The organism is Sulfitobacter sp. (genome assembly GCF_041552635.1).
Taxonomy (GTDB): domain Bacteria; phylum Pseudomonadota; class Alphaproteobacteria; order Rhodobacterales; family Rhodobacteraceae; genus Sulfitobacter.
On the sequence record NZ_JBFEKM010000126.1, the window covers coordinates 1 to 12,478 of the forward strand.

The following is a 12,478-nucleotide window of genomic DNA, read 5'->3' on the forward strand; positions in this document are numbered from 1 at the left end:
CGCCGCAGTGTCCCGCCAGAGACACGGATCGGCCAGACGAGACTGGTCAGGCCAACGATTAGCAGGATGTTGGCGATGTTCGATCCCACGATGTTGCCCACCGCGATGTCAGGCACACCGCCCAACGCGGCCTGGACCGAGACGAGTAACTCCGGCGTGGACGTCCCGAAACCCACAACAGTCAAGCCAATCAGTAGTGGCGGGATCGCCATCCGCCGGGCAACCCCGACGCTGCCGCGCACCAGTGCCTCGCCACCGAAAAAAAGGCCTATAAGACCGGCGACGACGTAAATGTAGTCCAATTCGATTTTCCTTGTGAGCAGCCCGTCCGCCCTTCGCGAACATAGGTGCCCCATTCACGTGCCCCAAGAGCGATTGCAAAAGAATTTTTGCCGCGATGATCAGGAAAGCGCGCCCCACGCATCAAGCAACCGATGCGTTATCCATTCGTGTATGTCACGGCGTCCTGCCCTGAGGGCAGCGAACGGCAGGAAAGTCCGGCGCAGCGGACCTTGGGGCTGCGAGCGCCGCATGTCCGGTTTCTGGTTATTAGTCCTGAGCTTAGGCTAGGTATCCGAGTAGCGCGTCCCTAACAACTGCGCGGGCTATCTCTTGCGATTTCTGAGCGCCGGAAGGCCTGAACCAGATACCAACCCAATTAATTGCGCCCAGGATCACCAGACTGGCTATCTTGGGATCAAGGTCCGAGCGCAGCGACCCGTCGTCGATGCCGTTTTGCAGCACGGCGCGAAACAGACTGTCGATCTGGTCGCGGCTAGTCTGAACACTGCGCTTATCACCGGGGGACAGCAGCGGGCGGATGTAGTTCCAGAGATACTGCATGTCTTTGCGCGTCATCGTGACGACATATGTCTCCAGCCCGTTCCGCAGGCGCTCTGCTGCGGTGCCGGGGATATCCATGGCCTTTTCAACCGCCGCGATCAGGCTGTCCATCCCGACTTCATAGCACTGCATAAGCAGATCATTCTTGCTGCTGACATAATTATATAGCGCCGCTTTGGTCACACCTAATTCAGCAGCAATTGCATCGAGAGGAACGTTTTCATACCCCTCAGCCCCGAATTTTTCTGACGCACAGCGCACGATTTCTCGGCGCTTATGATCGCGCATTTCTTGCTTGGTCGGGAAGGCGCTGATTGATTTCATCTGATTGTTATCCTCCGGCGAAGTAACGGCGTCAATAGAACGACCATTATCAAGTTGACTTTACGTCGGGTGTGAAACTAATCTCCGGATAGTTTAGTAACCGACGGTTACCAAGACGCCGGTGGGTTATGCCTATGCGCATATACCCAATCGGCAAAGAACTCGGTAGCAAGGGAGGGCCACCGATGATCAAACGATTATTGATTGCCAATCGCGGGGAGATTGCAATTCGCGTGGCGCGCACCGCGGCGGCTCTTGGTATTGTATCTGTGGCCGTACACACAGCGGACGACGCAACGTCATTGCACATCAAGCATGCTGATATGGTGAGAGTTCTGCCGCAGGCAGGTGTGGCTGGTTACCTAGACATTGATGCGCTGATTGAGATTGCGAAAGACACGGGTTGTGACGGGGTGCATCCGGGCTACGGCTTATTGAGTGAGCGTGCCGATTTCGCCGATGCGTGCGTTGATGCCGGTCTGATTTTTGTCGGGCCCGATGCGGCGACCCTGCGCCGTCAGGGCGACAAGGTTTCGGCCCGCGCGATGGCTGAAGAAGCTGGTGTGCCAGTGTTGCGAGGCTCTGGACTTCTAGCGACGGCGGCGGATCTGCACGCATTCTTCGACGCTCAGGGCGGCGCACCCTTGATGATCAAGGCGGTGAACGGCGGCGGCGGGCGCGGCATGCGGATGGTGCAGGACGCAGGCGGGATCGACACCGCCTTTGCCCAAGCGCGTGCCGAGACGTTGTCGGCCTTTGGCGATGACCAGCTTTACGCCGAGCGGTTCTTGCAGTCGGTACGCCATATCGAGGTGCAGATCGTCGGCGACGGGCAGAACGTGACCCATCTTTGGGAGCGGGACTGTTCGGTGCAGCGCCGTCATCAGAAGGTGATCGAGCTGGCTCCCGCGCCAAATCTTGACACCAACGTCCGCGACGCCTTGCTGAAGGCGGCTGTCGCGATCGGGCAGGCCTGCGGGTATCGCGGGCTGGGAACGGTCGAGTTTCTGGTTGAAGATAGCGGTGCGTTTTATTTCATCGAAACCAATCCACGCATTCAGGTTGAACATACGATCACCGAGGAAATAACCGGTTTTGATCTGGTGGAAATTCAACTTGGCTTGGCCTCGGGAAAGACACTGGCCGATGTGGGTCTGGGCAATGCGCCCGCACGGCCCAAAGGCTTTGCTGTGCAAGCGCGAATTAACGCCGAAACACCGGACGGTCAGGGCGGGTTCACACCCACCGGCGGCCGGCTTAGCACATATGCGGCACCTTCGGGGCCAGGGGTGCGGATCGATAGCTATGCCTATGCAGGCTATAGCACGAACCCCAGTTTTGATTCCATGTTGGCCAAGCTTGTAGTCCACGACCCTTCAGGTGGTCTTGCACGATTGTTTGCCAAGGCCGAACGGGCACTTTCAGAGTTCCAGATTGACGGCGTCGGGACTAATATTGGTTTTCTGCGATCGCTCCTATGGCTGCCCGCTATCACCGCATGGGATGTGGACGTGCGCACGCTGGACACGCAGTCGCAGCGGCTGTCTGTCGAAGAGACCGGCCAGACGCGCTATTTCGATGCGAATACCGCCGAGGCCGCTGATACTCACGAGATTCCTAAGGGCGCTGAAGCCCTGCACGCGCCGATGCAGGCGATGGTGCATGAGGTCCAGGTGACCGTTGGCGACCAGATTGCTAAAGGGCAGGTTGTTGCCGTGATCGAGGCGATGAAGATGCAGCACACAGTGCTGGCCGAAGCGGGCGGCAAGGTGGTTGCAGTCTACGTCGAGCCGGGCAAGACGATTGCATCGGGTTCGCCAGTTCTGGCCTTCATGCCTAATGATACGCTGGACGAGATTGCAGCCGATGATGCGGTAGCGGATCCTGACTATATTCGCCCCGATTTGCAGGCGTTGAATGATCGGCTGGCTCGCACGCTGGACGAAAACCGCCCCAAAGCGGTGGAACGCCGCCGCAGCCGCGACCAGCGCACCACGCGCGAGATTGTTTCGGCGTTGTGCGAGGGCGGCGACTTTCATGAATACGGCCAGCTCGTTCTAGCGGGGCAGCGGCGCAAGCTGGGGGTCGACGCGCTGATTGACATCTCGCCTGCCGACGGGATCGTCACTGGCGTAGGTTCGATGAATGCCGACCGCTTTGCCGAGGACCGCAGCCAAGTGGCGCTGCTCGCCTATGACTCGACAGTCATGGCTGGCACTCAAGGGTACTTTGGCCATCTTAAAACCGACCGCATGATCGAAGTGGCCAGAGAGCGCGGATTGGCCTCGGTGTTCTTTACCGAAGGTGGCGGCGGACGACCCAATGACGATGATTTTGCCGAAACTGTGCAATCGGGCCTCAAGGTCACTACATTTGCCGAATATGCGCGGCTGCGCGGGTGGGGCCCACGGATCACGGTCAGTTCCGGCTTTTGCTTTGCGGGCAACGCGGCGCTGTTTGGTGCGGGCGATATTCGCATAGCCACGCGCAACAGCTGGATTGGTCTGGCCGGTCCCGCGATGATCGAAGCGGGCGGCATCGGTGCATTTCACCCAAAAGAGATCGGCCCCGCGCCGATGCACGCAGAAAACGGGCTTCTGGATATTCTGGCCGAAGATGACGACGCCGCCATTCGCGCCACTCGCGATGTTCTGTCGTATTTCCAAGGTGCGCTCACCAACTGGGACGCCCCTGACCAGCGCCTGCTGCGCCATATGATCCCCGAGAACCGTAAGCGGTCCTACAAGATCCGCCCGGTGATCGAAGGGTTGGCTGATATTGGCAGCTTTCTTGAACTGGGGGCGGAGCACGCGAAGGGCATGGTCACTGGTTTCCTGCGGCTCGAAGGCCGGCCGATGGGCGTGATCGCCAACAATCCGCAGCATTTGGGCGGCGCGCTGGATGCGGCAGCATCGGCTAAAGGGGCACGGTTCATCAACTTGTGCGGCCGGTTCACGCTGCCGGTGCTGTCGCTGTGCGACACGCCGGGGTTCATGGTCGGCCCAGAAAGTGAAGCCCAAGGGGCGGTGGCTGCAGCCTGCGATCTGATCTCGGCGGGAGCCAATCTGGATGCGCCGATGTTCTTTGTCTGCTTGCGCAAGGGATATGGCATTGGTGCGCAAGCGATGGCAGCGGGCAGCCTGGGGGAGCCTGCGTTCTCGCTGGCTTGGCCCACGGGCGAGTTCGGGCCGATGGGTCTCGAAGGGGCTGTACAGCTTGGCTATCGCAAAGAGCTTGAGGCTGAGACGGACCCCGCGAAACGCGAAGCGCTGTATGACCGACTGGTCAATGGCCTCTATGAGCGGGGCGGCGCGATCAACGTCGCTTCGACCCATGAAATCGACGCGGTAATTGATCCGGCGGACACGCGCGGTTGGATCGCAAAAGGTATGCGCATTGCGGCGCACAAATGATGCGCTCCGGTGACAAATTTTCGAAAAGGATGACGGGATGACCCAAGACCAGCTGATCGAAGAGCAAGTAACAGTCCTCCGTAAGCGTCAGGCCGAAAGCTGGCCAAGAGGCGTTTCGCGCGAGATCAATTACCGCATGGGAAAGGTCCCCATGAGCCAGTATGTCCGCGCCGAAGCCAAAGCGCGACCGAACGATGCGATGGTGCATTACTATGGTCGCACCCTTAGTTGGGCCGAGATCGACGATGCCTCAGACTGCTTTGCAGGGTTGTTGCTGGCGCGCGGTGTGACCGCGGGCGACCGTGTAGCGGTTATGATGGGCAACTGTCCGCAGTTCTTGATCTGCTTTTGGGGGATCATGAAGCTGGGTGCGGTTCTGGTGCCGGTAAACCCGATGTTCAAGGCAATCGAGCTGACATATCAGTTGACTGACAGCGGGGCGGAGACACTGGTGTTTCAGGACGATCTGGCACAGCTGGTGGCATCGGTGGCGGCAGACACCCCGCTGAAGTTGATGTTGGCTACAGGAGCTGCGGAAATGGCAGGCGAAGGCGGAGCCGTACCTCGCCCCGCTGGCATGGGCGACGCGCCAGAGGCCGAAGGGATTGAACGGCTGCTGGAGGCGCTTGCAACGGCGACGCCATTCACCGGCCCTGACTGCACCGATCTGGATGCAGTCGCGGCGCTGAACTACACCGGCGGCACAACAGGCATGCCAAAGGGCTGCGTCCACACCCACGGCGATATGCTTTACACCGTTGCATCCTATTGCGGTTGCGCGATGGGCGATGCTGGGACCGACGACGTCGTGGTTAACTTTTTTCCGATGTTTTGGATCGCTGGAGAGGACTTGGGCGTGCTCGCGCCGGTCTATACCGGTGCGGCTGTCTGCATTCTGCACCGCTGGGACGCAGTGGGCTGGATGGCGGCGGTGGCCGAACACCGTGCCACCATCGTCACTTTGCTGGTCGACAACGCGGTAGAAGTCATGCGTCACCCGCGCGCCAAGGAATATGACCTGACGTCGCTACGTAACACCTCGGTCTGTTCCTTCGTCAAGAAGCTGGGTGCGGCCTTCCGCAGCGAATGGCGCGACTTGACCGATAGCACGATGGTCGAGGCCGCCTACGGCATGACTGAAACCAACACTTGCGACACCTTTACCGTAGGTCTGCAAGATGATGACTATGACCTGCAGCAGCAGCCGGTTTTCGTAGGCCTTCCGGTGCCCGAAACCGATATCATCATTCGAGATTTTGAAACGGGTGCCCTGAAAGACATCGGCGAGACGGGTGAGATTTGCATCCGCTCCCCCTCGGTCCTGAAGTCCTATTGGAACAAACCCGACGAGACGACCCACGCCCTGCGCGATGGCTGGCTGCATACGGGCGACATCGGAATGGTGAACGACCGCGGCTTTGTTCACTACTTGGGGCGGCGAAAGGAAATGCTGAAAGTGAACGGCATGCCGGTGTTCCCAGCCGAGATCGAAATGCTACTTGGCCGCCATCCCGCGATCCTTGGGTCGGGCGTGATCGGTCGCAAGGATGAAGCGAAGGGCGAGGTACCAGTAGCCTTTGTCCATCTCGACCCCGAACAGGCAGAGGGTATCGACGCCGACAGCCTGCGCGCTTGGTGCCGCGAGCAAATGGCGTCGTTCAAAGTGCCGGAAATCCGGTTGGTCGACGGATTGCCGATGACCGCCACAGGCAAGGTTAAGAAAGAAGAACTAGCTGAACTGCTTTAGCAGTCAGCGAAAGACAGGATGCCGTAGCTCAGGGAGGTGTCTGCGGCGGTAGAAAACACATGTAAATCGGAGGATAACATGAAACATTTTAAATTGATGACACTAGCCGCTATGGCGGCAATCGCTCTAGCACCGATGGCACAGGCCGACACGCTGCGCCACGCCATCGGGTCAGCTGGCGTGAGCGGGTTGATCGACGGCACCGAGGCTTGGGCCGATTACATCAAGGAACAGACAAACGGCGAGACCGAGATCAAGATCTACGCCGGTTCGCTGCTGAACTTTACCGAAACCTTCACAGGCCTGCGCGACGGCATCGCTGACAGCGGCTTCGTCGTGCCAGCGTATCATCGGGCCGAACTGCCCTATGCCAACATGCTGAGCGATATGGGCACGGCGGGAGTTGATCCGGTTGCGATGGCCGGCGCGGCAAACGAATTTATGTTCACCTGTGCGCCTTGTCTGGCCGAGTTCAATGCTGCGGGTCAGATTTTCTTGGGCAACACGGTCACTGGCCCATACTACATGTACAACCAAAAGCCGGTAAAGGCGCTGGCCGACTTCGAAGGCATCAAAGTGCGCGGCTTTGGCCCCTTTGCGCGTTGGTTGGACGCGATGGGCGCTTCTGCGATTACATTAGGTGCGACGGATATCTACGAAAGCATGAGCCAGGGTCATATCGACGGCAACATACACACGCTGGAAACACTCGATACTCTGTCGACGGGTGAAGTGGCGGACTATGCCCTGAATCAGCCAATTGCGGTGTTCATCGGCAACACAATGTTCAACATAAGCGCGATGACATGGGCCGGGCTGAGTGATGAGACCAAGCGTGCGATGATCGACGGTGCCGCCATCGGCCACGCAATTGCGACCATCGATAGCGTTAATCAGGCCGAGGCGATCTTGGCGGACCCTGCGGCGCATGGCGTCGAGCTACTTGAGCCCGAAGCCGATGTGAAAGAGAAATCTGAAGCCTTCCGCACCTCTGACATGGATGCGGTTGTGACCTTGAACCGCGATGAATACGGCATTTCGGACGCCGAGCCGCAGGTTACTCGCTTTCAGGAATTAGTCGCCAAATGGGACGCACTGGTGAAAGACATCGACACCAGCGACCCGAAGACGGTCGGTGATTTGTACCTGCGTGAAGTGTTCTCAAAAATCGATCCTGCCGCACTGGGTTAAAGCAGCAACGGTCTCGCCGTACCGATACAGGTGCGGCGGGCCATTTTTGATCTTTACCAGCCAGACCTTCGTCAAACGAAAGCTATCCCGATGGCAAACCTGATCCGTTTCGACCTTTTCCTGACCCGCATCGCCGCTACGATTGCAGCTGTTGCGGTGATTGCGATGATGCTGACTGTCGCCTCTGACGCGTTTGCGCGACAAGTCTTTAACGCGCGTATTCCCTTTGTTTCGGTGATCGTGGCCAATTACTTCATGGTCGCCATCGCCTTCTTGCCGCTCGCAATGGCCGAGGCGCAGGACCGTAATATTTCGGTCGATCTAGTCTATGGCAACCTTCGACCTGCCGCACAGCGGCTTGTCGGGTTGCTGGTCCATGTGTTGGCCTTCGCGACATGTTGCGGATTGACCTTGACCATGTGGGACGAGGCGATGCGCCGCTATTCCAGTGGGTCTGTCGCAGTGGAGGATGGTGTTTCAATGGCTGTCTGGCAGGGTTATTTCCTTCTGCCTGCAGGCTTTGCCCTGCTGGCGATGACATATTTGCTGCGTATCATTTTAGGCGTGGCAGGTGCCGAGGAAGCGCGTCAGCCGCTGATACCTGACATTTCCGAGATCGCCGAGGAGACAGGCCAATGACACCCGAAATTATTGGATTGGCCGGACTGGCCGTTCTGGCGCTACTTTTATTACTCAGGATGCCTGTTGGCCTCTCGCTGATTTTGGTCAGTTTTACGGGTATCTATATCCTGCTAGGGCCGCGACCCGCTTGGGGAATTCTAACCAGTGTGCCCTATCAATTCGCGGCAAAATGGACGTTGTCGTCGGTGCCTATGTTCCTGCTGATGGGTTATGTCTGTTATCACGGCGGCATGACCCGGGCGCTATTTGGGGCTGCGCGGGCGTGGCTAGGAGCCTTGCCCGGAGGGCTTGCGATTGCGTCGGTTTTCGGCGCGGGAGGCTTTGCGGCGGTGACCGGGTCGTCGGTGGCTTGTGCCGCTGCCATGGGCCGCATCGCGGTACCCGAAATGACGCGTGCGGGCTATGATCCCGGTTTGGCGACGGGTTCGATCGCTGCTGCCGGCACACTGGGCGCGCTTATCCCGCCATCAATCCTGTTGATCCTGTTCGGGATTTTCGCCCAAGTGCCGATTGGCCAACTTTTTCTGGGCGGTATCGGAGCCGGTGTTCTGACGGCAGTGATCTATGCCGCGATGATCTATATCAGAGTGCGGATCAATCCGGCGCTGGCACCTGTGCGTGAGGACCCCGCAGATTGGGGCGAGCGCTTTGCCCACCTTCGCGGGATCTGGCCTGTTATATTGCTTTTTGTGGTCGTGATCGGCGGAATGTTCGCCGGCCTTTTCACTGCGACTGAAGCAGGGGCCGTCGGCGCGCTCGCTGCTTGCATTATTGCTTGGGCGGGTGGCGGTCTGACAATTGCTACCTTGCGTCAGTCTGTGAACGAGACAATCGTGACAACGGCTGCCCTGTTCCTGATCGCCATCGGGGCTAATCTGTTGACAAGGTTTCTGGCGCTTTCTGGCTCTGGCGAGCTGATCACGCAGACGATCCTGACTTTTGGCGCATCTGAACTAGCCTTGGTGCTTGGGATCGCGCTGGTCTATATCATTCTGGGCATGTTCCTCGACCCGATTGGGGCGATGCTGCTGACCTTGCCGGTGCTGCTGCCCGTGGTGAACGAGGCAGGGATTTCACTGATCTGGTTCGGTGTCTTCGTCGCCAAGTTCCTTGAGATCGGCATGATCACTCCGCCCGTCGGCCTGAACGTGTTCGTCATCAAGGGGGTCGTGGACCGCTCAATATCGCTTGGTGTGATCTTTCGTGGAGTGATCTGGTTTCTAGTGGCCGATGCGGTGGTAGTGACAATCATGGTGGCCTTCCCGCAGGTGATCCTGTGGTTGCCTAGCTTGTCGTAACAGTGCCCTGAGTTGAACCAATGCCTATGCCGCGCTCCATCAAGAGGTCCTGTCGCGAAGTTGCCGCGCGCACTTTTTGCGCTGTTCGACAGACCCGGCCCGTGGGGTGCCCGTCGGTGAAATAGGTAAAGCGCTTCTTCGAAGTTTTCCAGTATCAGGCCGCCTGTTGGGACAAGAAGCGCTGTGTCATCGCCAAAATCGAATGGCACCCGGTCGAGCTGTTCCCAATGTTGGTTGTATCGTTACGAACCTACCGATGGAGCCGGCTGGTTCGGTAGGTTCTATTACCCGCGCAGCACTGCCGAGCAGTATATCAAGGGGGTATCGATGCATGGCATGACGTGATCGGCGAACCCATCTTCGCCGATGCCATTCTCGATCGTGTGGTACGCAATAGCCTACCGCGTCGAACTTGACGGGCAAAGTATGCGAAAAACCAAACTCAAAAAGGGTGGCGAAAGCGCCTAAAACTGATAACCCAAACATCAGGTATCACAGCCGCTAAGCAAGGGTGGCCGGATACCCCCAGCTGAGGCTGAACAGAAGTTCTATGCACCGCGCGACGTGCTAGTTATGGTCGCGTGAAATGAAGCTTAGGGTCTCCGACTGACCCGGAGCGATCCAGACTGAGGAAAATGTTTACTCTTCCCTACCTTCAGCGCCTTATCGGAAATTACCGGAATGCAACTTCCGCCAGTGGGGTTGTAAAACCGATGGCTCCCTCAATGGTGCTTGGGTCGAGAAAAGGTCGGGGAGCTGACAATGCATACAAGACCCTTGAGAGATCGCTAAAAGGAAGCTCTGATGAATTGGAAGCGGCCAGTTCCTTTTGGAATAAATTGTCGCATGACTCCGGTGCGCGAACAGTCTTGACGTTCATTAATGACAAGCGGGATTCACAATATTTGACGGATTCCGAAGTTATTGAATCTGTTGCTTCTCTTGGGTCGGAGGAAGGCTATTTTTGGCGGGTGCGCGGCGATCATATCGAGGATCTGTGTAGGTGGCGGGGCATCTCAGCTTATTTTCGTGGTTTCATTTTATACTGTGAGGCGCGGCATTCAGCGGAAGTGAACTGGAAGCGCTGGCGCAAGCGAATGGATTTGGCGCTTGCGGAGATTGAAAGGCTCGAATTCTTAAGTGCGGAGCTTTCATCGGACGACAGTAGCAAAGGGCCCGCAAGTAGGGTTCGGTTTCTGGAGCAGCACCCGCTGGGCATGACGTCTGCGGGCCAAGAGCTGTTAGACCTCGTAAGCTTACCTGAGAGTGAACAGTCTCGAGGCAAAGCTGACCGAATGGGGAAAGCGGGACTGAAGATGGCTTTAACCGGCGTTCTCTGGCAATTTGCCTTGGTCGAGGCTTTTCTTTGCCCCGAATGCAGAAAAGACTGGCCGCTGTTGTTACCAAAAATGATCGACGGGACAAGATGGACAGCGAGCCGACAGTGGGTTGCCAGGCTGAAGACGTTTGTCGAAGAGGGACCCCTGACGACCCGTCACGAATGGCCGAAGCCGAGCGGACCAGGTAAACCATCGAAAACCAGACACATAGCAGAGTTTTTGTATTCACATCATAGCGATGGAAGGAAACCCGATAAGTTAGCTGAAAAACTCGGGCGAATTTTGAACGGAAGAGAACAGCTGACCTTCAAGTTTGTCGAGGAGACCAGACTGAACCTGATGAAAGCTATGGAAACGAATTTCAAACCCGAAGTCGTGCAAAGGTTTGACGAACAGCTATCAACTTTGAATCTCGACGGGCAGGTGGCTGGCTTTACGGACTACCTTGAGAGAATTTTCGATCTAGGAGACGCGGACAAAGAGGATGAAAGGTCTATGGTAGAAATGGAAAACATCTGGGAAGCTTGGCCCACTTTAGCAAAAGAGGTAATTCCATTCATCCGAATGCAGTGGGATGAGGCCGAGTCGCGAGCCGAAACGCAAACGGAGTGAAGGGCGCGAAAGCGCCCTCCACGGGATTACTTGCCCTTACCATTGTCCGAGCGTCCGCCTCCGCTGGGTTTGCCCGTCGTGGCAGGCCAGCCGCCTCCATTCCCTTGTCCCTTACCCATTATTGGCGTCCTTCTTTTTTGTCGCAGGTTTTGGCTTGGGCGGGTTGTTGTCACGCCCTTTCCCACTTTCCTTGAAGGGTTTCTTTGATGGTCCGTTTTTGAGCTTTTCTGGCATGTAATTTCCTTTATCACCGTTGCTGTTCGCAAGTCTTACAGTGGGAAACTCCCGAATATTCCCCCTAAGGCGGGACATAATGGAGTGAGACACAGAACACGTGTGGCTTCAACGAGTGGGCTAAAATAACGTCGATGTCGTGTTTGCAACTTGAATGGTTTAGATCCTGATCGATCAAAGGTTTAGAGGTTTTAAGATCTCAATGAATCTCACAGTGTTGTTGATCCAGCTTTATGCCCAAAGTTGAACATATCTTGACAGACGTAAGGTCGCTGATTGGTTTTCTGGCGGCGGGTTCGCTGATAGGTTGAAAAACGCAACAGTCGCACCCCATGCGAATACATCTACCAATCTGGGCTTCAGTTTCAGATTAAGCGATCAGAATCCGGTCAAGAGAATGTCGGGTGTGGACACCGCTACTCTGGAAGTCTCCACTTAAGGTAGTGGGTAAACGCATCCGTAAGCGGCATTCCATTGCTCATATCCGTCTTTCCAAAATTGACGACTATGCCGTCTATCCAGCAAACAGTCCAAAAGATAGCCTGACGCATCTGTTCGTCGACCATATTTTGGACCATCGTGGTTTCCGGATTTAGAGGGCAAGCAACGTCACGCCCGACAACCTTTGACCTCAAGGCCTACATGGTGCTTCGCTGGCGAGTGTATGGAATCCTCTATCAGGCTGTAGGTCTATCGAGATATTTTGCCCTCATATCTGAGATGCGCCATACCCCGCACGGCGGCCAAATACAGCCCCAGACGTGAGGCCCGACCCGCCGGGATAGCCCGCAAAAAAGACACCGCCGACGATTTCGCCGCATGCAAAGAGGCCCG

Annotated in this window: 8 protein-coding genes and 1 pseudogene; 7 read left to right on the plus strand and 2 right to left on the minus strand. The window is 57.0% G+C overall.

What is annotated here, in order from left to right; all coding sequences use genetic code 11:
* A partial coding sequence (locus tag ABYT07_RS14515; RefSeq protein ID WP_372992758.1) for a sodium:calcium antiporter occupies positions 1 to 302 on the minus strand: 302 nt, incomplete at its 3' end.
* A 259-nt stretch (positions 303 to 561) separates the two neighbouring features.
* Positions 562 to 1,167: a TetR/AcrR family transcriptional regulator gene (locus tag ABYT07_RS14520; RefSeq protein WP_372992759.1), complete on the minus strand. Its 606-nt coding sequence runs from the start codon at positions 1,165 to 1,167 to the stop codon at positions 562 to 564.
* A 185-nt stretch (positions 1,168 to 1,352) separates the two neighbouring features.
* On the opposite strand from ABYT07_RS14520, the gene ABYT07_RS14525 reads away from it, so the two are divergent.
* From ABYT07_RS14525 to ABYT07_RS14555, 7 genes and pseudogenes are all read left to right on the plus strand, one after another.
* On the plus strand, positions 1,353 to 4,580 hold the full coding sequence (locus tag ABYT07_RS14525) for a carboxyl transferase domain-containing protein (protein WP_372992760.1): 3,228 nt from the start codon (positions 1,353 to 1,355) through the stop codon (positions 4,578 to 4,580).
* A 37-nt stretch (positions 4,581 to 4,617) separates the two neighbouring features.
* The gene (locus ABYT07_RS14530; RefSeq protein ID WP_372992761.1) at positions 4,618 to 6,327 is read left to right on the plus strand and encodes an AMP-binding protein; all 1,710 of its coding nucleotides are present in this window, start codon (positions 4,618 to 4,620) and stop codon (positions 6,325 to 6,327) included.
* Positions 6,328 to 6,405: 78 nt separating this feature from the next.
* The gene (locus ABYT07_RS14535; protein WP_372992762.1) at positions 6,406 to 7,518 is read left to right on the plus strand and encodes a C4-dicarboxylate TRAP transporter substrate-binding protein; all 1,113 of its coding nucleotides are present in this window, start codon (positions 6,406 to 6,408) and stop codon (positions 7,516 to 7,518) included.
* A 90-nt stretch (positions 7,519 to 7,608) separates the two neighbouring features.
* Positions 7,609 to 8,157 (plus strand): TRAP transporter small permease subunit, encoded by a 549-nt coding sequence (locus ABYT07_RS14540; protein WP_372992763.1) that lies wholly within the window; start codon positions 7,609 to 7,611, stop codon positions 8,155 to 8,157.
* Positions 8,154 to 9,458, plus strand: a complete 1,305-nt coding sequence (locus ABYT07_RS14545) for a TRAP transporter large permease (protein WP_372992764.1) — start codon at positions 8,154 to 8,156, stop codon at positions 9,456 to 9,458. Before ABYT07_RS14540 ends, ABYT07_RS14545 begins: the two co-directional genes overlap by 4 nt.
* An 80-nt stretch (positions 9,459 to 9,538) precedes the next feature.
* Positions 9,539 to 9,776, plus strand: a pseudogene (locus tag ABYT07_RS14550) (transposase); the annotation flags it as partial.
* A 317-nt stretch (positions 9,777 to 10,093) separates the two neighbouring features.
* Positions 10,094 to 11,410, plus strand: a complete 1,317-nt coding sequence (locus ABYT07_RS14555) for a hypothetical protein (RefSeq protein WP_372992765.1) — start codon at positions 10,094 to 10,096, stop codon at positions 11,408 to 11,410.
* The last annotated feature ends 1,068 nt before the right edge of the window (positions 11,411 to 12,478 follow it).